The sequence below is a fragment of the Candidatus Skiveiella danica genome (assembly GCF_022705245.1).
GTDB lineage: Bacteria > Pseudomonadota > Gammaproteobacteria > Burkholderiales > Burkholderiaceae_C > Skiveiella > Skiveiella danica.
Genome location: NZ_JAKJEW010000010.1, coordinates 21,600 through 41,900, shown reverse-complemented (window position 1 = coordinate 41,900; position 20,301 = coordinate 21,600). Strand labels below are relative to the sequence as shown.

Sequence of the window (20,301 nt, the reverse complement as noted above, 5' to 3'; positions counted from 1 at the left end):
CGCGTCCGGTGCGTCCCTGGCGCCCGACACCTGTTTCCTTGCACCTGCAATTCTTGCAGCTACAATCATTGGATGAACGCCACCATTGCGACACCCAAGGGCTGCACCAACTTCAAGACGCGCCAGCTGGCGCGTCTGCTGTCCCGGCACTATGACCAGGAGCTGGCCAAGGCCGGCCTCAAGACGACGCAGTATTCGCTGCTGAGTCACGTGCTGCATCAGGGTCCGGTCGCGCCCGGCGAACTGGCCCGGCGGATGGGCCTGGACGCCTCCACGCTGACGCGCAACCTGCAGCCCCTGCTGGCCGCGGGCTGGCTGGTGCAGGCAGCGGGCGCCGATGCGCGCAGCCGGCTGATCAGCCTCACGGCATCCGGCCGCGACAAGCACACCCAAGCAATGGGACACTGGAAAGCGGCCCAGAAAAGCGTCAACGCCACGCTCGGCGTGGAACGCGTCGCCGCCCTGCACGCGCTGCTCGACGACTGCACGGACCTGCTCAGCGCACCGTCGCTTTCGCCATGAGTGACGGAGCCCCCTCGGGTTCGGGCGACGCCGCGGCGGCAGGCCGGACGCGGGACCTGCTGCACGCGCCTCTGCTGCCGACGCTGCTGCGCCTGGCCACACCCAACGTGATCGGCCTTTTCGCCACCACCGTGGTCATCGGCTACGACGGCTACATCCTGGGGCGTCTGGGGGCTGACGCGCTGGCGGGCGTGGCGCTGGTGTTCCCGCTGTCGATGCTGATGCTGCAGATGTCCAACGGCGGCATGGGCGGCGCCGTGGCCTCCGCCGTGGCGCGCGCGCTGGGCGGCGGGCGCCGCGAAGAGGCCCATGGTCTGGTCCCGCAGGCCCTGCTGATCGCGGTCGTCCTCGCCTCGGTTTTCATGGCCATCATGCTGGGTTTCGGTCGATCGATCTTCGCGGCCATGGGCGGGCGGGGCCCGGCGCTGGACACGGCGCTGGCCTATTCCGATGTGCTGTTCGGCGGCGCGCTGACCATCTGGGTGCCGACCCTGCTGTCGGCCATCGTCCGCGGCACCGGCAACATGCTGCTGCCCGCCATGATGCTCACGGTGACGGCTGCGATCCACCTGCTGCTGTGCCCACTGCTGGTGTTTGGCTGGGGACCGGTTCCGGCGATGGGCGTGCGGGGCGCGGCCTTCAGCACATTGGCCACCAGCGTGATCGCCGGCATCGTGCTGGCTGCGCATCTGGTGCGGGGCAAGGGGCCCATCCGGCTCCGGGCGTCGGGCTGGGGGCTGCGCCCGGAGCTGCTTCGCACCATCCTGCGCGTCGGTGTACCGGCCTCGCTGAGCCCGGTGCTCAGCAACGGCGCGATTGCCGCCGCCACCGCGCTGATCGGAAGCTACGGCACGGCCGCGCTGGCGGGCTACGGCGTGGCCGCGCGGCTGGAATACATCATGGTGCCGATTGCCTTCGGCTTCGGCACGGCGCTGACCACCCTGGTCGCCACCAACATGGGCGCCGGCCAGCGCGAGCGCGCCTTGCGCGCCGCATGGACGGGGTCCGGCGTGGTCGCGCTGATCACCGGCGGCATCGGGACGGTTGCGGCGATCCGTCCTGCCCTGTGGATGAACCACTTCAGCGCGGACCCCGCCGTGCTGGCCTTCGGCACCGACTACCTGCACATCGTCGGCGCCAGTTACGGTCTGTTCGGTCTGGGCCTGGCGCTGTTCTTTGCCTCGCAGGGCGCTGGCCGCATGCTCTGGCCGCTGGCCGGGAGCGTGGCACGGGTGGTGGTAGTGGCTGGCGGAGGCTGGGTTGCCGTGCGCTACTTCCACGCACCCGCCACCAGCTTCTTCGTCGTCATTGCCGCCGGATTCGCGGTCTACGCGGCCATGATCGGCGGTGCCATCGGGCTCGGGCGATGGGCGCAGCGCTAGGCGACCCGGGGGCGGACCGGGCGGCCGATATTCAGCGAAAAATGGCATCTTCCCAGCGTCAATGGGTCATAGCTTGCTATGGCTTCAGGAGTCCCTGCGTCAGCCAGCCGCCGCGGTTCGCCTGCAGTCTGAATCCCATCACCACGACCCCATCGGCCTGACCCGTCCGGCGCAGCGCCGTGACCGCGCAGCGCGTACGCCAACGCACAGACCCGTGCCGGCACCCCCGGTAGAAAGGATGTCGACTGGCACCCCAGGTTTTGCGGCGCTGGCGTAATCCAACCCATCGAAAGAAGCTCCATGGCACATCTGCCCCTGAAGAACACACTGCTGATCGCCTCCTTGCTGCTCGCCGGCCACCTGGGTGCCATCGGCGCCGCCAGCGCCCAGGTGGCGGGATCCACCACGGTGGGCATATCGGTCACCGAAGCCACCCAGGTCGCCCTGGGGTGGAGCGTCAAGAAGAGCATCCTCGGCCGCACCGTGGTCAACGAGGCCGGCGAGAAGATCGGCAAGATCGAGGACCTGATCATCTCGCCCGACCGCAGCGTGTCCTACGTGATCGTGGGCGCGGGCGGCTTCATTGGCATGGGCCGGCACAACGTGGCGATTCCCATCTCGCAGATCCGGGATTCAGGCGGAAAGATCGTCATGCCGGGCGCCACCAAGGCGGTGGTAGCGGCCATGCCAGAGTTCAAATATGTCAATGACACCGCACGACGCGACCTTTTCATCACCAGCGTCAAGCAGGACATCACCCTGGCCAGCAACCGCCTGGCGGACCTGCAAGCCCGCGCGGCCCAAAGCACCAGCGAAGCCAAGGCCCAGCTCGACATGCAGATCACTGGCCTGCAGTTGGACCTGAAAGCCGCCGAAGGCAAGCTGGCCGAGATGCAGCGCGCGGGCGCCAATCGCTGGAAGGAGTTCGAGTCTGACTTGAACGCGGCCACCGCGCGCCTGCGCAAGTGGCTTTCCAGCACCAGCCGCTGATTTTCTGGATGGCCTCGCGGCCCTGACGGCGGGTCAGGGCCTGTCTACACCACGGCGCCGAAGAGTGCGCCGACCCCGGCCGTGATCCCCATCGCCAAAGCGCCCCAGAACGTGACCCGCCAAGCGCCCGCCACCAACGGCGCGCCACCAGCGCGCGCAGCCACCAGCCCCAGCCCGGCCAGAAACACCAGCGACAAGCCCGACACCCAGACCGCCAGCCCGGGGCCAGGCACCACGGCCGCCACGCCCAGTGGCAGGACCGCCCCCACGGCGAAGCTGGCCGCCGAGGCCAGTGCGGCCTGCACAGGCTGCGCGCTGAAGGCGGTGGATATGCCCAGTTCATCGCGCGCATGCGCCCCCAGCGGATCGTGGGCCGTGAGCTGCTCCGCGACCTGTTCGGCCAAGCTGGCGTCCAGCCCCCGGGACACATAGATCGCCGTCAACTCTCGCATTTCAGCCGCCGGATCGGCCTTGAGCTCGGCGCTCTCGCGCGCCAGGTCGGCGGCCTCGGTGTCGGCCTGCGAATGCACCGACACGTATTCGCCCGCGGCCATCGACATCGCGCCGGCCACCAGCCCTGCCACCCCCGTGACAAGAATATTGTCGTGGCTGGCGCTGGCCGCCGCCACGCCCACCAGCAGGCTGGCGGTGGAGACGATGCCGTCATTGGCGCCCAGCACGGCGGCGCGCAGCCAGCCAATGCGATCGGTACGGTGGCGTTCGGTGTGTCGGCGGGCCATGGAATTCCTCCAGCGAAGCGGTGAAAAGGCAACCAGTATGAGCGCGTCGCGCCGCACGCAGCGTGCGCAAGCCCACGCAGCCGCGCCGGACAGGCCGGTTCCTACAATCCACACAGACTGCCACCCCAACCCGGACCTGCCGCCCATGCCCGTCATCACCCCTTCCCCCGTCCGCTGTGGAGCCGACCTCCAACGGCTCGAGCAGACGCCGCTGGCACACGCCGTCCCCTGGGCCAGCACTTACAACCTGATCCGTGACACGGTACATGCCTACCCGGACCGGACGGCGCTGACCTTTCTGCACGCTGGGCAACCGGATAGCCCGTCAACCCGCTGGACCTATCGCATGCTGCTTGAAGGCATGCACCAGACCGCCAACCTGCTGCGTGAGCTGGACCTGGGCTTCGAGGACGTGGTGGCGGTGATGCTGCCCGGCGGGCTGGCCTACCACCTGGCGCTGTGGGGCGGCGAGGCCGCCGGCATCGTGCAGCCGCTGAACCCGATGCTCAGCGACGACAAGCTGCTGTCGCTGCTGCGCGCCAGCGGCGCACGGGTGCTGATCGCACAGGGCGACGACGACGAGTCGGGCATGCGGGCCAAGGCCCTGCACCTGAAGACGCTGATGCCCGAGCTGACCACCCTGCTGCTGGTCACGGCGGACGGCGGGCCACTGCAGATGGCAAGCCCCTGGCCCGATGGCGTGCTGGACTTCCATGCCCTGCGCGCCACCCAGCCGGCCGATCGGCTGCTGAGCCAGCGGCACTTCGCAGCAACCGACATCGCCGCCTACTTTCACACCGGCGGCACCACGGGCGCGCCCAAGCTGGCGCGCCACAGCCACGGCGCGCAGGTGTTCACCGCCTGGGCCAACGCGACGATGCAGGGCTTCCGGTGCGAGGACGTGCTGATCAACGGCTACCCTCTGTTCCACGTGGCCGGCGTTCTGCCCGGTGCGCTGTGCTCGCTGGCGGTGGGCATGGAGACCATCATTCCGACGGCGGCGCTGTTTCGCAACCGCGACGTGATCCAGAACTACTGGAAGCTCGTGGCCAGGCACCGCTCCACGCTGATCTCGGGCGTGCCCACGGCGCTGGCCGCGCTGGCCGCCGTGCCGCTGGACGGCGCCGACATCTCCAGCGTGCGCTCGGTGCGCACCGGTGCCGCACCGCTGCCGCCGGAGCTGGCCGCGCGCTTCGAACGCGACTTCGGGTTAAGCGTGCGCGAAAGCCTGGGCATGACCGAGACCGCCGGCCTGTCCACCGTCACCCCGCCGGGCGGCGAGGCGCCGGCCGGCTGCGTGGGATGGCCGCTTCCCTACGCCCGCGTGCGCATCGTGGAACTCGACGCCGAGGGCGCGCCCACCGACCGCGAACAGCCCGTGGGCCAGAGCGGCATGGTTCTCTACCGCGGGCCCAACCTGTTCTCGGGCTACCTCGACGCGGCCGAGACCGCCAAGGCCTTCACCGCCGACGGCTGGCTGATCACCGGCGACCTGGGCTTTCGCGACGCGCAGGGGCGCCTGAACCTGTCAGGCCGCGCCAAGGACCTGATCATCCGCGGCGGCCACAACATCGACCCCAAGGTGATCGAGGACGCGCTGGGCGCGCACCCCGCCGTGCACCTGTGCGCCGCCGTGGGCGCACCTGACGCCTACGCGGGCGAGCTTCCGGTCGCCTTCGCCACGCTGCTGCCCGGCGCCACGACCACCGAGGCCGAACTGCTGGCGTTCACTGCGGCGCGGGTCGATGAGGCACCGGCAAAGCCCCGCTCGATCACGATCCTGGATCACATGCCGGTGACGAACGTCGGCAAGATCTACAAGCCCGAGTTGCGCACGCTGGCGGCAGGCGCCGTCGTGCAGGCGCTGGTGGACCAGGTGGGCGAAGCGCTCGGGCTGGCCGCCGACATGCGCCCCGGGGTGCTGGCCAAGGGCGACGGCCCGGTGCGCGTGCGGATGCGGGCTGGGGGGCATGTCCAGTCCCAGGCTGAGGTCGACGCAAGACTGCTGCCCCTGCTTGAAGCCTTGCCCGTGAAAGTGTTCGTCGATCGAAACTGAGCGGCAATGCCTGCCGCGTGCGTGAAATCCCGATAGAACACAAGGTCAAACCGAACCCGGATTACGATGCGCGGTTTCGCCGCCGCACAGCGCGGCCGTCGCCACTGCCTACCCGACACCAGGACCCGCCATGATGGAACTGCTCACCAACCCGCAAACCTGGATCGCCTTTGCGACGCTGACCCTGCTCGAACTGGTGCTCGGCATCGACAACATCATCTTCATCTCGATCCTGGTGGACAAGCTGCCGAAGGAAAAGCGCGAGTTCGCGCGCCGCATCGGGCTGTTCATGGCCATGTTCATGCGCATCGGCCTGCTGCTGGTCCTGGCCTGGATCGTCGGGCTGGTGACGCCGCTGTTCAGCGTTTTCGGCATGGAGATCTCCGGGCGCGACCTGATCCTGATCCTGGGCGGCCTGTTCCTGATCTGGAAGAGCACCACCGAGATCCACCAGTCCATGGAAGGCGCCGAAGACCACACGACCAGCGTCGTCAAAGCCACCTTCACCTCGGTCATCCTGCAGATCATGGTCATCGACCTGGTGTTTTCGCTGGACTCGATCATCACGGCGGTCGGTATGGTGGACGACGTGCGCGTGATGATCGCCGCCGTGATCGCCTCGGTCGGGCTGATGATGCTGTTCGCCGGGCCGATCGGCCGATTTGTGTCGGACCACCCGACCATCAAGATGCTGGCACTGTCCTTCCTGGTCGTGGTCGGCGTGGTGCTGGTCGCCGAAGGATTCGAGTACCACGTGCCCAAGGGCTTTGTCTACTTCGCGATGGCCTTCTCGCTGAGCGTCGAACTGCTCAATATCCGCATGCGCAAGCGCTCGGCCACGCCGGTGAAGCTGCACCCACCGCATATCCCCGGGGATTGAACGAAAGTCGCTGGGCCCGCGGCACCCTACTGCGTCTTCGCGCCGGCCTTGAACCACTCGCCGATCAGCGCCCGCTCGGCCTCGGTGAGGCCGGTGGCGTTGTTCATCGGCATCTGCTTGAGCACCACCACCTGCTGGTAGACCATCTGGGCATTGGTTTTCACGCCCTCGGGCGTGTCCAGACGCACGTTCTTCATCTGCACCTGGGCGCCGTGGCACATGTAGCAGCGCTGTTCCAGCACATGTTGCACCGTTTTGAAGTTATTTGGGCCACTTCCCAGCGTCGCCGGGTCATTATTTGCTACTGATTTTGAAGTGTCGGTGGTGGCCGCAGCAGGCACAGGCACGGGTTCCAGCGCCTTCATGCCAACGATGACGGCCAGAATCAGCACCACGCCCACGGCCGCGAAGGGCCAGGGGTTGGCCGCGCGCCCGTGGTGCCACCCGTGGCGCTGCACGAAGAACTGGCGGATCAGCGCGCCGGCGAGCATCATCAGAATGAGTACGGCCCAGTTGTATTTGTTGGTGTAGAGGAAGCCGTAGTGGTTGCTCAGCATCGCGAAGATCACCGGCAGCGTGAAGTAGGTGTTGTGCACGCTGCGCTGCTTGCCGCGCTTGCCGTGGATGGCCAGCGCCTTCGGATCCACTTTCTCGCCGGAGGTCATGGCCGCCACCACCTTGCGCTGGCCGGGAATGATCCAGAAGAACACGTTGGCGCTCATGGCGGTGGCGATCATCGCGCCCACCAGCAAGAAGGCGGCACGGCCCGCAAACAGCTGGCAGGCGGCCCAGGAGGCCACGCAGATGACCGCGAAGACCAGCGCGCCGACGATGGCGTCGCCTTTTTCACGGAAGCCGAACCACTGGCAGATGCGGTCGTAGATCAGCCAGAACGCCACCAGAAAGCCCAGCGCCGCCGATATGGCCGCCGCGGGGGACCAGTCCATCAGCGATTTGTCGATCAGAAAGGTGCCGGCGTTGTACAGGTACAGCACGGTGAACAGCGCAAACCCCGACAGCCAGGTGGAGTAGCTCTCCCAGTAGAACCAGTGCAGTTCGGTGTGGATTTTCTTCGGCGCCACCATGTATTTCTGCGGGTTGTAGAAACCGCCGCCGTGCACCGCCCACATCGCGCCGTCCACGCCTTTTTCCAGGAGGTCCGGCGACTTGGGGCGCAGCAGGTTGTTGTCGAGAAAGACGAAATAGAACGATGAACCGATCCACGCAATCGCGGTGATCACATGCAGCCAACGCAGCAGCAGGTTGACCCAGTCCAGCAAATAAGCTTCCATTGAAAGACTCCAGGCGGCTCACCACTGCGGGCACTGTGAGCGGGCATTCGGTCGCGAACTCGGCTTTCCCCGCAGAAAGACCGGCGCCGCTGCGACCTGTAGACCAAAGTGTATACAGTTCTTGGGCTTGCATCCAGCCCGGAAGATCCGCGCCGGCTCCGTGTTAACCCTCAGGAGTCGTGAGCAACAACTGTGCCGCAACGGCCACGGCGATCACCTCGGGTTCCTTGCCGGTGATGCCCGGCACGCCGATCGGGCAGGTGACCTGCGCGAGATCGTCGGCCTGAAAGCCCCGGGCCTCAAGGCGGTGACGAAAGGCCGCCCATTTGCTCTTGCTGCCGATGAGGCCGATGGTGGACAGGTCGCCCCGCTCGCGCTGACGCTTCAGGCAGGCCGCCACCACGTCCAGATCCTCCGCATGGCTGAAGCTCATGATCATCACCTGGCTGCCTGCCGCAAGACTCGCCACGGCAGCCTGCACCGGGTCCGAATGTTCGCAACGGACGTTCGCCGGCACCTCGGCGGGAAAGATCTCGTCGCGGCTGTCGATCCAGTGCACATCGAAAGGCAGGGCGCCCAGCAACCGCACCAGTGCCTTGCCCACATGCCCGCCCCCGAACAGCGCCACCGGGCGGGTGTGCTGGAACAGGCGCTGACGCAGCGCCGGCAGGTCGGCGGCCGAGACGGCCTCGAAGCGCAGGTGCACCACCCCGCCACAGCATTGCCCCAGGCTCGGGCCCAGGGCATAGCGCCGGACCTGGGCCGCCGCGGCGCCGAGCACCGCAGCCGGCAGCAGCTGGCGGGCCTGGGCGATGGCATCGAATTCGAGGTGTCCGCCCCCCACGGTGCCAGCGACGGTATCGGCAAATACTGCCATCCAGGCCCCCGCCTCGCGGGGCACAGACCCCTGCGTGCCGTCGACCGTGACCAGCACGCCCGGCTCCCGGGCCAGACGTGTGAAAAAATGCGCTGTATGACTCACGAAATCCTGCCTGATTGACCTTACGCGTGATGAAACGCCTGCGTTGAAGCACAGTATGCCCCGAGACCGCCGGCAGCGCCGCCGGACCGAACCCATGAACCAAGACCCCCAGACGATGCCTCCAACCTCAAGCCCTTCGATGGCCGCCCGCCCTGACGCAGCACCACGCGTGCGCCCGGCGGCTCGAATGATGGTGGCCACGCTTGGCGTGATGGTCGCGCTGCTGGCCGGGTGCTCCTCCAAACCCGCACCGTCCCCTGCCACGCCGACGCCGCCGGCCGCGCCTGTGGTCGTACCGGGCCCGACAGCGAAGGCTCCGCCACCGTCTGTGGCCCGAACGCCGAAGGAATACCGCCAGGATGCGGCGCGCCACCTGTATCAGTTGAATGCCGACCGCATCTACAAGGGCCGCCTGCCGCCGATGCTCTATGCCATCGGCACGCTGGAGGTGCTGGTGGACCGTCAAGGCAATGTCGTTGCCCTGAACTGGCTGCGAGCGCCCAAGCATGCGCCCGAGGTGGTCGCGGAAATCGAGCGCACCGCGCGTGCGGCTGCCCCCTATCCGATACCGGAGCGCCTGGGCCGGGTCACCTATACCGACACCTGGCTCTGGCACAAGAGCGGGCGTTTTCAGCTCGACACCCTGACCGAAGGCCAGGACTAAGGGACGCTCAGGCCAGCGCGGCCCGGGCCCGCTCGCAGGCCAGCAGGATGCGCTCGGGCGTGGCTGGCGCCACCAGATCGACCGGAACCTTGTGCCCTGCCGAGGCGCTGACCGCATCGCGCACCGCAAAAAACGCTGACAACGCCAGCATCAGTGGCGGCTCACCCACGGCTTTGCTGCGGTAGGGCGTGGGCTTGACGTTCTCGCCGTCGAACAGGCTGACCTTGAAATGTTCAGGAATGTCACCAGCCACGGGGATCTTGTAGGTGCTCGGGCCGTGCGTCAGCAGCTTGCCGTTGCGGTCCCAGATGCACTCTTCCATCGTGAGCCAGCCCATGCCCTGGATGTAGGCGCCCTCAATCTGGCCCTTGTCAATGGCCGGGTTGATCGAACGCCCCACGTCGTGCACGATGTCCACGGCCTGCAGCCACCACTCGCCGGTGCGGGTGTCGATCTCGACCTCGGTGACGGCCGCGCCATAGCAGAAATAGTAGAACGCCCGGCCCTGCAGCGACTGGAAGTCGTAGGCGATGTCGGGCGTCATGTAGAAACCGGTCACGCTCAGACCGACCCGGTCCAGCCAGGCATGCTTGACCACCTGCGGCCAGGGCACGCGGGTGTCGTTGCCCGAGGCTGGATCGGCGCCCTTGGCGTGGGCGTAACCGGCAATGAACTCCACCGCGTCGGGCTCGCATTTCAGAAGGCGCGCGGCCACGGGTTTGAGGCGTTCGCGCAGTTGGTCGCAGGCGTTGTTGATGGCGGCGCCGTTGATGTCGGCGCCGCTGGACGCCGCCGTGGCGCTGGCGTTGGGCACCTTCTGCGTGTCGGTGCCGGTGACGCGCACGTATTCGACCGGGATGCCCAAGCCGTCCGCTGCCACCTGGGCCATCTTGGTGTTCAGGCCCTGCCCCATTTCGGTGCCGCCATGATTGACGCTGACCGAGCCATCCTGGTAGATGTGCACCAGCGCGCCGCCCTGGTTCAGCATGGTCGCCGTGAAGCTGATGCCGAACTTCAGCGGCACCAGGGCCAGCCCCTTCTTGCGATGGCGGCTGGTCTGGTTGAAAGCGTTGACCTGTTCCCGGCGTGCGTGGTAGCCGGATTCGGCCTCCAGCTGGTCGATCACCTTGTCGCCGATCCAGTCCTCGATCGGCTGGTTGTACTGCGTGGTCAGGCTGCCCGGGTCGCCGCTGAGCGCCGGATCCTGGTAGAGGTTGATGCGGCGCACATCGAGCGGGTCCTTGCCCAGCTGGTGGGCAATGTCTTCGATCACGGTCTCGATGCCGAACATGCCCTGCGGGCCGCCAAAGCCGCGGAACGCGGTGGCACTCTGCATGTTCGTCTTGCAACGGTGGCCGACAATGTGCAGGTTGGGCAGGTAGTAACAGTTGTCGATGTGCAGGATGGCGCGGTCGTTCACCGGGCCGGAGTAATCGGTGCTGTAGCCGCAACGCGAGGCCAGCACCACGTCCAGACCCAGGATGCGGCCTTCGTCGTCAAAGCCCGCCTCGTAGTCGATGCGGAAATCGTGACGCTTGCCGGTGATGGTCATGTCATCGTCCCGGTTGGCGCGCAGCTTGACCGGCCGGTTCAGCTTGAAGGCCGCCAGCGCTGCGCTCTGGCTGAAGATGCTGGAGTTGCCTTCTTTGCCCCCGAACCCGCCGCCCATGCGCCGGCAGATCACCTCAATGTCGTGCGTGTGCAGGTTCAAGGCGGCGGCCGCTTCGCGCTGGTTGCCGTCGGGGTGCTGGGTTGAGACGTAGATCGTGAGCTGCCCGTCCTCGCGCGGCACGGCATAGGCAATCTGCCCTTCAAGATAGAACTGTTCCTGCTGGCCGCAGGTGGTGCGGCCCTTGACGCGGTGCGGCGCCGCGGCGATGGCCTCGGCCGGCTTGCCGCGCGTGATCAACTTGGCCGGCATGACGAAGCTCTGGTGCGCCATGGCCTCATCGATGCTCAGAATGGCGGGCAGTTCCTGCACGGCCACCCGGGCCTTGCGGGCCGCCTCCCGCGCATACAGCATCTCGCGCGCCACCACCACGGCCACCGGCTGGCCCAGGAACTCGACCTTGCCATCGGCGAGAAAGGGGTCGTCATGGATGATCGGACCACAGTTGTTCTCGCCGGGAATGTCGGCGGCCGTGAACACCGCCACCACCCCGTGCTCGCGCAGGATGGCCTCGCGGTCGATGCCCTCGCCGAGCAGTTCGCCATGGGCCACCGGCGACAGGATCAGCGCGGCGTACAGGGTGCCGCGCAGCTCGGGGATGTCGTCGATGTAGACCGCCTCGCCGGTCACATGCAGGCGCGCGGACTCGTGAGGGAGCTCCCGCCCTTGCTGGCGCTCGACGGGGTGCAGGACGTGCAGCGGATGCGGGGCGTTCATCAGACGGTCTCCTCGGCGGCAGACTCCAGGAACTGGAGCACCAGGTTTCGGGCGATCAGGGCGCGATAGGCCCAGGTGGCGCGAAGGCCATCGCGCGGCGTGAAGCTGGCGGCGATCGCGGCGTCCAGCGCCTGCAGCGTCACCTCGCCCGGCGTGCGGCCTTCGAGCACGGCCTCGATCTTTGGCGCGCGAGCCGGCGAGGGGGTCAGTCCGTTGTAGGCCAGGCGGACATCCTTGAGCACGCCTTTGACCACGCGGTAATGCAAGGCGCAGCAGGTGGCCGAGATGTCCTGCTCGAAGCGCTTGCTGACCTTGTGCGCGTGGAAGCGATGGCCGCGCACGGGCTTGGGCAGTTCGATCGCTTCGATGAATTCGCCCGGCTTGAGCACGTTCTGTTTCTGGCCCGTGTAGAACGAGTCCATCGCCACATGACGCGTCTTTTCGCCCCGGCGCAGGTGCAGCGTGGTGCCCAATGCCAGCAGGCAGGGCATCGAATCGCCGATGGGTGATCCGTTGGCAATGTTGCCGGCCAGCGTCGCGGTGGAACGGATCGGCGGAGACCCGAAGCGCCGCAGCACCTCTGCGAAATCGGGGTAGGCGTCAGCCACGAGTTCCTCCACCTCCGTCAGGGAAACCTGCGCACCGATGCGCCAGGCGTGCTCCTTGTCCTCGACCTTGCGTAGTTCGGCCACGTTGCCCAGATAGCAGATATGGTCCGGGCGGGCAAACTGCTTGTTCACCTGCAGACCGATCTCGGTGCTGCCGGCCAGCAGCGTGGTTTCCGGGTGTTTCAGCAGGTAATCGGCGACTTCGGCCAGGGTGGAGGGTGAGACAAATTCGTTGCCCTTGCGCGTGCGCACCACCGGCTGCACCACGATGTCACCGTCCAGGTTGTAGGTCGGCGTGCGCGGCCGGCGGATTTCGCGCAGCAGCGGCAGGTCACGCGAATCGTCGATCTTCAGGGCCACCGCGCCCGCGGCGCTGGCCTTGTGGGCGGCGTCAATGATGGGCTTGTAGCCCGTGCAGCGACACAGGTTGCCGGAGAGCGAATCGGTGATCTGGGCACGGCTGGGTTCCGGCAGCGTGTGCATCAGGCCGGAAAGGCTCATGACCACACCCGGCGTGCAGAAGCCGCACTGGCTGCCATGGCAATCGACCATCGCCTGTTGCACCGGGTGCAGGGTCCCGTCTTCTTTCTTCAGGCTCTCGATGGTCTTGACCGACTTGCCGTCCAGCGTCGGCAGGAGCTGCAGGCAGCTGTTGACGGGCAGGTAATCGACCGCAGTTCCCGCGGCATTGAGCTCCCCGACCAGCACCACACAAGCGCCGCAATCGCCCTCGGCGCAGCCCTCCTTGGTGCCGCTGCGCCGCAACTGCTCCCGCAGGTAGTTCAAGACAGTCGTCGTGCGGCGTTCGCCGGAGGCTTCGACAATCGCGCCGTCAAGCACGAAGCGCACAGTGTTGGTCGCCTGGGTCATGGGGAGATTCATCAGTGGGGAGAGTCGCTCATTCTATTTCCCCGCCCGCCCACACGGCCGGGCCGCACAGGCTGACCTGGCACGGAACTCAGGAACCCCGGTAGGTCCCGTAACTCCATGGGCTGACCAACAATGGCACGTGGTAGTGCTCGTCGGTGCGGGCCACGCCGAAATCCAGGCTGACGCGGTTCAGGAAATTCGGCTCGGGCAAGCTGACCCCACGGGCCTTGAAATAGCCGGCCACGTCAAACACCAGCCGGTAAGTCCCCACGCGCAGGCTGGCGTTGTCGTACAAGGGGCCATCCGGGTTGCGGCCGTCGGCGTTGAGGTTGAACCTCTTGACCAGCGTGGCCTCATCGCCGTTCGTGACATACAGGGCCACGCCCATCCCGACCGCCGGGGTGCCGTGCATGGTGTCCAGTACGTGTGTGCTCAATCCCATGGCCTGCTCCAATCTCTAAAAAACACTTCGGTCGACCAAAGTGTATACACTTTTTGAATTTCCCACTATGATGACCCCATGGATACATCGACCACCGGTTCCATCGTCGAAGCGCTGACCCGGGCGATCGTGGAGCACCGCCTGCAACCGGGAAGCAAGCTCGCAGAGCAGAAGCTGGCCGACCATTTTGGCGTATCACGCACACTCGTGCGGCAGGCCTTGTTCCAGCTCGCACAGAACCGCCTGATCCGCCTCGAGCCCGCTCGTGGCGCGTTTGTGGCCTCACCGTCCGTCGACGAGGCGCGCCAGGTGTTCGCCGTGCGCCGCATGCTCGAGACTGAAATGACGCGCGCTTTCGTGCGCACCGTGTCGCCTGAACGGATCCAGGCGCTGCGCGATCATGTGGCCCGGGAAAAGCAGGCGGTGGCGCGCGAAGACGTGCCGGGCCGCACCGAACTGCTCGGGGATTTCCATGTCCGCATGGCCGAACTCATGGGCAATCAGGTACTGGCCCAGCTGCTGGGCGAACTGATTTCGCGCTGTGCGCTGATTACCCTGATGTACCAGACCCATGCGGCCGCCGAACACTCCAGCGATGAACACGCCGCCATCATCGAGGCGCTGGAAGCCGGTGATGAAACCCGCGCCGTCACGCTGATGGACGAACACCTGACCCACGTCGAGGCCAGCCTCGCCTTCGACCGCAAGCTTCCTACCCACGACATCTCGATGGCCCTCTCATGACGCAAGGCATCTACGACACCACCCAGCCCTACCCGCGCGACCTGATCGGCTACGGCCGCACACCTCCGCAGGCAAACTGGCCCGGCGGCGCCCGCATCGCCGTGCAGTTCGTGCTGAACTACGAAGAAGGCGGAGAGAACGCCGTGCTGCATGGCGACCCGGGCTCGGAACAGTTCCTGTCCGAAATGTTCAACCCGGCGAGTTTCCCGGACCGGCATCTGAGCATGGAAGGCATCTACGAATACGGCTCGCGCGTGGGCGTGTGGCGGCTCCTGCGCGAGTTCGAGAAGCGCGGGCTGCCGCTGACCGTGTTCGGCGTTGGCATGGCCCTGCAGCGCCACCCGGAGCTGACGGCGGCTTTCGTGAAACTCGGGCATGAGATTGCCTGCCACGGCTGGCGCTGGATCAGCTACCAGAACGTCGACGAGGCCACCGAACGGGAGCACATGCGCCTGGGCATGAAAGCCATCGAGGACCTCACCGGCAGTCGGCCATTGGGCTGGTACACCGGGCGCGACAGCCCGCAGACAAGGCGCCTGGTGGCCGACGACGGCGGCTTCGCCTACGACAGCGACTACTACGGCGATGACCTCCCCTTCTGGATGAAGGTGCGCCGCACCGATGGCGCGGTGGTACCCCAGCTGGTGGTGCCCTACACGCTGGACACCAATGACATGCGCTTCGCGCTGCCGCAGGGGTTTTCCCACGCCGACCCGTTCTTCCAGTACCTGCGCGACAGCTTCGACGCGCTCTACGCCGAAGGCGCCGAGACGCCCAGGATGCTGAGCATCGGCATGCACTGCCGCCTGCTGGGCCGCCCGGGACGAATCGTGGCGCTGCAGCGTTTCTTGGACCATATCGCCACGCATGACCGGGTCTGGGTCTGCCGCCGCATCGACATCGCCCGCCACTGGAAGCAGACCCACCCCTACGAAGGTTGACCATGTCCCTGACCCTTGAACAGATCAACACTGCGTCATTGCCCGAGGCCGCTGCCCTGCTGGACGGCCTCTACGAACACTCTCCCTGGATCGCCGAAGCTGCGCTGGCGCAAAGACCGTTTCGCTCGCTGGCGCACCTGAAGCAGGTCATGGCACAGATCGTCCGCGACGCCGGGCGCGAGCCCCAGCTCGCGCTGATTCGCGCCCACCCCGAACTCGCAGGCAAGGCAATGGTGAGCAACACGCTGACCGCCGAATCGACCCACGAGCAGAGCAAGGCCGGGTTGACCAACTGCACGCCCGAAGAATTTGCGCGAATCCAGACGCTCAACGCCGACTACAACGCGAAATTCGGCTTTCCTTTTATCTTGGCCGTGCGCGGCCCGCGCGGCACCGGACTGTCCAAGCGCGACATCATCGACACTTTTGCCCGCCGGCTGGACAACCATCCCGACTTCGAGGTGGCCGAGTGCCTGCGCAACATCCACCGCATCGTTGAAATCCGGCTGAATGACAAGTTCGGCGTGGAGCCGGTGCTCGGCAACCTGGTCTGGGACTGGCAGGAAGCCCTGGCCCAGCACAGCGATCCCGGTTATGCCGAGAAAGGGCAGCTCACGGTCACCTACCTGACCGACGCGCACCGCGCCTGCGCCCAGCGCATCAGCCGCAACATGCGCGATGCCGGTTTCGACGAGGTTCACGTGGATGCGGTCGGCAATGTGGTGGCGCGCTACCGCGCCGACCGACCGAACGCCAGGACACTCCTGACCGGCAGCCACTACGACACCGTACGCAACGGCGGCAAGTACGACGGACGGCTTGGCATCTTCACGCCGATGGCCTGCGTCAGGGAACTGGCCCGGCAAGGTCTGCGCCTGCCCTTCGACATCGAGGTCATCGGATTCGCCGAAGAAGAAGGTCAGCGCTACAAAGCCACCTTTCTCGGCTCGGGCGCGCTGGTCGGGCAATTCAACCCGGCATGGCTCGACCAGAAGGATGCCGACGGCGTGACCATGCGCGCGGCCATGCAGCATGCGGGGCTGTGCGTGGACGACATTGCCTCGCTGCGGCGCAATCCGGCGGACTATCTGGGCTTCGTCGAGGTTCACATCGAACAGGGCCCCGTTCTGAATGAGATCGACCTGCCGCTGGGCATCGTCACCTCGATCAATGGCAGCGTGCGCTACCTGTGTGAGGTGATCGGCATGGCCAGCCATGCCGGCACCACGCCCATGGACCGCCGCCGGGATGCGGCTGTCGCCGTCGCGGAGCTGGCACTGTACGTGGAACATCGCGCCATGAAAGACGCCGACAGCGTGGGCACCATCGGCATTCTGCAGGTGCCCAATGGCTCAACGAACGTGGTGCCGGGCCGCTGCCAGTTCACCCTGGATCTGCGCGCCCCCACCGACGCTCAGCGCGACGCGATGGTCAGCGACGTGCTTGCGGAACTGGCTGCCATCTGCAAGCGCCGGCAGTTGCATCACACCCTTGAGGAGACGATGCGCGCGGCTGCCGCACCCAGTGCGCCCGCATGGCAACAGCGCTGGGAACGGGCTGTCAGCGCATTGGGGGTCCCGCTTCACCGCATGCCCAGCGGCGCCGGCCACGATGCCATGAAGCTGCACGAAATCATGCCCCAGGCGATGCTGTTCGTGCGCGGCCAGAACGCCGGCATCAGCCACAACCCGCTGGAAAGCACCACCAGCGATGACATGCAACTCGCCGTGGACGCGTTCTCCAAGCTGCTCGACCAACTCGCGACCGAATTTTGAAACCCCTCAAGGCAACGCCCATGAACACCTACGAACAACTCGACGCCTGGATCGACGCCCACTTTGACGAACAGGTGCGGTTCCTTCAGGAATTGATCCGCGTGCCCACGGACACCCCACCTGGCAACAATGCGCCGCATGCCGACCGTGCGGCCGATCTCCTGCGCGCGATGGGACTGGACGTCGAAAAGCACCCGGTGCCCGAAGCCGAAGTGCGTGCCGCCGGACTGGAAAGCATCACCAACCTGGTGGTCCGCCGCAGGTATGGCCCCGGAAAATCCGTGCTGCTGAACGCGCACGGCGATGTGGTGCCCCCCGGCGAGGGCTGGACGCACGACCCCTATGGCGGCGAGATTGCCGACGGGAAGATCTACGGCCGCGCGGCCGCCGTGAGCAAGTGCGACTTTTCGACCTATGCCTTCGCGGTACGGGCGCTCGAAGCCGTCGTGCAACCCAAGGCCGGCACCGTCGAACTGCTGTTTACCTACGACGAGGAATTCGGCGGCGAAGTCGGCCCCGGCTGGCTGCTCAAACACAAGGTCATTCACCCCGACCTGATGATTGCCGCCGGCTTCAGCTACCAGGTCATCACGGCGCACAACGGCTGCCTGCAGATGGAGGTCACCGTGCACGGCAAGATGGCGCACGCGGCCATCCCCGACTCGGGCGTCGATGCGCTGCAGGCGGCCGTGCAGATCCTCAATGCCCTGTATGCGCAGAACACGCTGTACAAGCAGGTCTGTTCGGCGGTCGAGGGCATCACCCACCCGTACCTGAACGTCGGCATGATCGAGGGTGGCACCAACACCAACGTGATTCCAGGGCGCGTGACCTTCAAGCTCGACCGCCGCATGATTCCCGAGGAGAACCCGGCGGATGTCGAGGCGACGCTGCGCCGGGTCATCGCTGACGTTGCAGCCACGGTGCCGGGCGTCACGGTGGAAGTGAAACGCATGCTGCTGGCCAATGCGATGAAGCCGCTGGCGGGCAACCAGCCGCTGGTGGACGCGATCCAGAACCACGGCCAGGCGGTGTTCGGCGAGCCGATTCCCGCGCTCGGCACCCCGCTGTATACCGACGTGCGCCTGTTCTGCGAGGCCGGCATCCCCGGCGTGATCTATGGTGCCGGCCCGCGCACCGTGCTGGAGTCACATGCCAAGCGGGCAGATGAACGCCTCGACCTGGAAGACCTGCGGCGGGCCACCAAGGTCATCGCACGCTCCCTGAGCGACCTTCTCGCCTGAACACACACGGGATCAGCGGCGGCATCCGTCGCACCGTCGCTGTACTCACCGCGCCCCCGGCGGCGGATTACAGTCACGCAGGTCAAAACTGATCCGCCTGATATCCAGAGACTCCTACGGGTCATTCTGTATACAAACACGCGTCTATTTTGTATACAGTTATGTCCACTTACATGAAAACCGCTGGAGATGCCGATGTCTGAATCCGTTCACCCCGTTGACGAACGCCTGCCCACCAGCAAGCTGACCGCGCTGGGCCTGCAGCACGTGCTGGTCATGTACGCGGGTGCCGTGGCCGTCCCGCTGATCGTGGGCCGCGCGCTCAAGCTCAGCCCCGAGCAGGTCGCCATGCTGATATCTGCCGACCTGTTCTGTTGCGGCCTGGTCACGCTGATCCAGTCCCTGGGTGCCACCCAGTGGTTCGGCATCAAGCTGCCAGTGATGATGGGCGTGACCTTCGCCTCAGTGGCGCCCATGGTGGCGATGGCCAACAGCAACCCGGGCGTGGCGGGCGCCGGCCTGATCTTCGGATCGATCATCGGGGCCGGGGTGATCTCGATCCTCATTGCGCCGATCGTCAGTCGCATGCTGCGCTACTTCCCGCCGGTCGTCACCGGCACCATCATTGCCGTGATCGGCATCAGCCTGATGCGCATCGGCATCAACTGGATCTTCGGCAATCCCTTCGGCCCGACAGCACCCAACATCGTCAACCCGGAGCACGCCAAATGGCTGGCGGATGTGGGCAGCCTGGCCAACGCCAGCGTGACGGCGCCCGCACCGGCTGTGGCCGCGTCGGCGCCGGCCGCAGCCGCTTCAGCCCTGACAGCCGTCCCGGCGATTCCCAAGGGCCTGGCACTGGTGGGCACGGTACCCAATCCGAAGTATGCGCAGCTCTCGCACATCGGCATTGCCAGCCTGGTTCTGGTCTCCATCCTGCTGATCGCCAAGTACGCCAAGGGCTTCATAGCCAACATCTCGGTGCTGCTGGGCATCATCATCGGCGCGATCGTCGCCACGGCGGCCGGCCTCATGACGTTCGAGAAAGTGGCCAAGGCCGGCTGGGTCGACCTGGTGCTGCCGTTCGAGATCGCCGCCCCGGTGTTCGACCCGATCCTGATCCTGACCATGACCCTGGTGATGATCGTCGTCATGATCGAGTCCACCGGCATGTTCCTGGCACTGGGCGAAATGACGGGCAAGAAGGTCGATCAGAAGATGCTGGCTGCCGGTCTGCGCACGGACGGGTTGGGCACGCTGATCGGCGGCATCTTCAACACCTTTCCCTACACCAGTTTTTCTCAAAACGTGGGCCTGGTGGGCGTCACGGGCGTGCGCAGCCGTTTCGTCTGCGTGGCTGGCGGCATCATTCTGATCGTGCTGGGCCTGCTGCCCAAGATGGCCGCGCTTGTCGAATCGCTGCCGACCTTCGTTCTGGGCGGCGCCGGTCTGGTGATGTTCGGCATGGTGGCGGCCACCGGCATCCGCATCCTGTCCAACGTCGACTACAAAACCAACCGCAACAACCTGTTCATCGTGGCCATCTCGATCGGCATCGGCATGATTCCGCTGATCGCCCCCAACTTCAAGCAGTGGATGCCGCACAGCATCCACCCACTCATCGAGTCGGGCATTCTGTTGTCGTCGATCTGTGCGGTCGCCTTGAACCTGTACTTCAATGGCGCCCATGGCGACGGCTCCGAGGCCATCGAGGCTGCCAAACAGGCCGACGCGCACTGATCCCTCTGCGGGTGGCGCTGCCGCAACATGGCGCCACCCGATC

At 66.3% G+C, this 20,301-nt stretch carries 17 protein-coding genes; 11 read left to right on the top strand and 6 right to left on the bottom strand.

What is annotated here, in order from left to right; genetic code table 11:
• The first annotated feature begins 72 nt into the window (after window positions 1-72).
• The 3 genes from ACMUOY_RS07660 to ACMUOY_RS07650 all read left to right on the top strand — a co-directional run bounded on the left by ACMUOY_RS07660 (window position 73) and on the right by ACMUOY_RS07650 (window position 2,894).
• Window positions 73-522 (top strand): MarR family winged helix-turn-helix transcriptional regulator, encoded by a 450-nt coding sequence (locus ACMUOY_RS07660; RefSeq protein WP_413892111.1) that lies wholly within the window; start codon window positions 73-75, stop codon window positions 520-522.
• A complete protein-coding gene (locus ACMUOY_RS07655; protein WP_413892110.1) occupies window positions 519-1,904 on the top strand; it encodes an MATE family efflux transporter in 1,386 nt (461 codons plus the stop codon). The genes ACMUOY_RS07660 and ACMUOY_RS07655 overlap by 4 nt, the downstream gene beginning before the upstream one ends.
• Window positions 1,905-2,204: 300 nt before the next feature.
• Entirely contained in the window at window positions 2,205-2,894 is a 690-nt protein-coding gene (locus ACMUOY_RS07650) for a PRC-barrel domain-containing protein (protein ID WP_413892109.1), read from the top strand.
• Window positions 2,895-2,938: 44 nt separating this feature from the next.
• Here the strand turns inward: ACMUOY_RS07650 and ACMUOY_RS07645 are convergent, their stop codons facing one another.
• Window positions 2,939-3,634 (bottom strand): VIT family protein, encoded by a 696-nt coding sequence (locus ACMUOY_RS07645; protein ID WP_413892108.1) that lies wholly within the window; start codon window positions 3,632-3,634, stop codon window positions 2,939-2,941.
• Window positions 3,635-3,779: 145 nt separating this feature from the next.
• Here ACMUOY_RS07645 and ACMUOY_RS07640 point away from each other — a divergent pair, with 145 nt between their 5' ends.
• A complete protein-coding gene (locus ACMUOY_RS07640; RefSeq protein WP_413892107.1) occupies window positions 3,780-5,690 on the top strand; it encodes an AMP-binding protein in 1,911 nt (636 codons plus the stop codon).
• Window positions 5,691-5,820: 130 nt separating this feature from the next.
• Window positions 5,821-6,570: a TerC family protein gene (locus ACMUOY_RS07635; protein ID WP_413892106.1), complete on the top strand. Its 750-nt coding sequence runs from the start codon at window positions 5,821-5,823 to the stop codon at window positions 6,568-6,570.
• 26 nt (window positions 6,571-6,596) lie between these two features.
• On the opposite strand, the gene ACMUOY_RS07630 is transcribed toward ACMUOY_RS07635, so the two are convergent.
• On the bottom strand, window positions 6,597-7,862 hold the full coding sequence (locus tag ACMUOY_RS07630) for a urate hydroxylase PuuD (RefSeq protein ID WP_413892105.1): 1,266 nt from the start codon (window positions 7,860-7,862) through the stop codon (window positions 6,597-6,599).
• Between the two features lie 163 nt (window positions 7,863-8,025).
• Window positions 8,026-8,844: a xanthine dehydrogenase accessory protein XdhC gene (xdhC, locus tag ACMUOY_RS07625; protein ID WP_413892104.1), complete on the bottom strand. Its 819-nt coding sequence runs from the start codon at window positions 8,842-8,844 to the stop codon at window positions 8,026-8,028.
• 139 nt (window positions 8,845-8,983) lie between these two features.
• Between xdhC and ACMUOY_RS07620 the strand changes: the two genes are divergently transcribed.
• Window positions 8,984-9,508 (top strand): hypothetical protein, encoded by a 525-nt coding sequence (locus ACMUOY_RS07620; RefSeq protein WP_413892103.1) that lies wholly within the window; start codon window positions 8,984-8,986, stop codon window positions 9,506-9,508.
• 7 nt (window positions 9,509-9,515) lie between these two features.
• Here the strand turns inward: ACMUOY_RS07620 and xdhB are convergent, their stop codons facing one another.
• The 3 genes from xdhB to uraH form a co-directional block, all read right to left on the bottom strand.
• Window positions 9,516-11,894: a xanthine dehydrogenase molybdopterin binding subunit gene (xdhB, locus tag ACMUOY_RS07615; protein ID WP_413892102.1), complete on the bottom strand. Its 2,379-nt coding sequence runs from the start codon at window positions 11,892-11,894 to the stop codon at window positions 9,516-9,518.
• The gene (gene xdhA / locus ACMUOY_RS07610; protein ID WP_413892101.1) at window positions 11,894-13,372 is read right to left on the bottom strand and encodes a xanthine dehydrogenase small subunit; all 1,479 of its coding nucleotides are present in this window, start codon (window positions 13,370-13,372) and stop codon (window positions 11,894-11,896) included. The genes xdhB and xdhA overlap by 1 nt, the downstream gene beginning before the upstream one ends.
• 88 nt (window positions 13,373-13,460) lie before the next feature.
• A complete protein-coding gene (gene uraH, locus ACMUOY_RS07605; RefSeq protein WP_413892100.1) occupies window positions 13,461-13,814 on the bottom strand; it encodes a hydroxyisourate hydrolase in 354 nt (117 codons plus the stop codon).
• A 78-nt stretch (window positions 13,815-13,892) separates the two neighbouring features.
• On the opposite strand from uraH, the gene ACMUOY_RS07600 reads away from it, so the two are divergent.
• The 5 genes from ACMUOY_RS07600 (at window position 13,893) to ACMUOY_RS07580 (ending at window position 20,258) form a co-directional block, all read left to right on the top strand.
• Window positions 13,893-14,558 (top strand): GntR family transcriptional regulator, encoded by a 666-nt coding sequence (locus ACMUOY_RS07600; protein ID WP_413892099.1) that lies wholly within the window; start codon window positions 13,893-13,895, stop codon window positions 14,556-14,558.
• A complete protein-coding gene (puuE, locus tag ACMUOY_RS07595; protein WP_413892098.1) occupies window positions 14,555-15,499 on the top strand; it encodes an allantoinase PuuE in 945 nt (314 codons plus the stop codon). The genes ACMUOY_RS07600 and puuE overlap by 4 nt, the downstream gene beginning before the upstream one ends.
• A gap of 2 nt (window positions 15,500-15,501) precedes the next feature.
• Complete coding sequence (gene uraD / locus ACMUOY_RS07590) at window positions 15,502-17,274, top strand: 2-oxo-4-hydroxy-4-carboxy-5-ureidoimidazoline decarboxylase (protein WP_413892097.1); 1,773 nt, start codon at window positions 15,502-15,504, stop codon at window positions 17,272-17,274.
• Window positions 17,275-17,294: 20 nt separating this feature from the next.
• The gene (locus ACMUOY_RS07585) at window positions 17,295-18,518 is read left to right on the top strand and encodes a M20 family metallopeptidase (RefSeq protein WP_413892096.1); all 1,224 of its coding nucleotides are present in this window, start codon (window positions 17,295-17,297) and stop codon (window positions 18,516-18,518) included.
• Window positions 18,519-18,713: 195 nt separating this feature from the next.
• Window positions 18,714-20,258: a nucleobase:cation symporter-2 family protein gene (locus ACMUOY_RS07580; protein ID WP_413892095.1), complete on the top strand. Its 1,545-nt coding sequence runs from the start codon at window positions 18,714-18,716 to the stop codon at window positions 20,256-20,258.
• Window positions 20,259-20,301: the final 43 nt, after the last annotated feature.

What these genes read in the sequence shown, in the direction of transcription:
- ACMUOY_RS07660 (WP_413892111.1), top strand. Translation starts at nt 73, where the DNA reads ATGAACGCCACCATTGCGACACCCAAGGGCTGCACCAACTTCAAGACG.
- ACMUOY_RS07655 (WP_413892110.1), top strand. Translation starts at nt 519, where the DNA reads ATGAGTGACGGAGCCCCCTCGGGTTCGGGCGACGCCGCGGCGGCAGGC.
- ACMUOY_RS07650 (WP_413892109.1), top strand. Translation starts at nt 2,205, where the DNA reads ATGGCACATCTGCCCCTGAAGAACACACTGCTGATCGCCTCCTTGCTG.
- ACMUOY_RS07645 (WP_413892108.1), bottom strand. Translation starts at nt 3,634, where the DNA reads ATGGCCCGCCGACACACCGAACGCCACCGTACCGATCGCATTGGCTGG.
- ACMUOY_RS07640 (WP_413892107.1), top strand. Translation starts at nt 3,780, where the DNA reads ATGCCCGTCATCACCCCTTCCCCCGTCCGCTGTGGAGCCGACCTCCAA.
- ACMUOY_RS07635 (WP_413892106.1), top strand. Translation starts at nt 5,821, where the DNA reads ATGATGGAACTGCTCACCAACCCGCAAACCTGGATCGCCTTTGCGACG.
- ACMUOY_RS07630 (WP_413892105.1), bottom strand. Translation starts at nt 7,862, where the DNA reads ATGGAAGCTTATTTGCTGGACTGGGTCAACCTGCTGCTGCGTTGGCTG.
- ACMUOY_RS07620 (WP_413892103.1), top strand. Translation starts at nt 8,984, where the DNA reads ATGGCCGCCCGCCCTGACGCAGCACCACGCGTGCGCCCGGCGGCTCGA.
- xdhB (WP_413892102.1), bottom strand. Translation starts at nt 11,894, where the DNA reads ATGAACGCCCCGCATCCGCTGCACGTCCTGCACCCCGTCGAGCGCCAG.
- xdhA (WP_413892101.1), bottom strand. Translation starts at nt 13,372, where the DNA reads ATGACCCAGGCGACCAACACTGTGCGCTTCGTGCTTGACGGCGCGATT.
- uraH (WP_413892100.1), bottom strand. Translation starts at nt 13,814, where the DNA reads ATGGGATTGAGCACACACGTACTGGACACCATGCACGGCACCCCGGCG.
- ACMUOY_RS07600 (WP_413892099.1), top strand. Translation starts at nt 13,893, where the DNA reads ATGGATACATCGACCACCGGTTCCATCGTCGAAGCGCTGACCCGGGCG.
- puuE (WP_413892098.1), top strand. Translation starts at nt 14,555, where the DNA reads ATGACGCAAGGCATCTACGACACCACCCAGCCCTACCCGCGCGACCTG.
- uraD (WP_413892097.1), top strand. Translation starts at nt 15,502, where the DNA reads ATGTCCCTGACCCTTGAACAGATCAACACTGCGTCATTGCCCGAGGCC.
- ACMUOY_RS07585 (WP_413892096.1), top strand. Translation starts at nt 17,295, where the DNA reads ATGAACACCTACGAACAACTCGACGCCTGGATCGACGCCCACTTTGAC.
- ACMUOY_RS07580 (WP_413892095.1), top strand. Translation starts at nt 18,714, where the DNA reads ATGTCTGAATCCGTTCACCCCGTTGACGAACGCCTGCCCACCAGCAAG.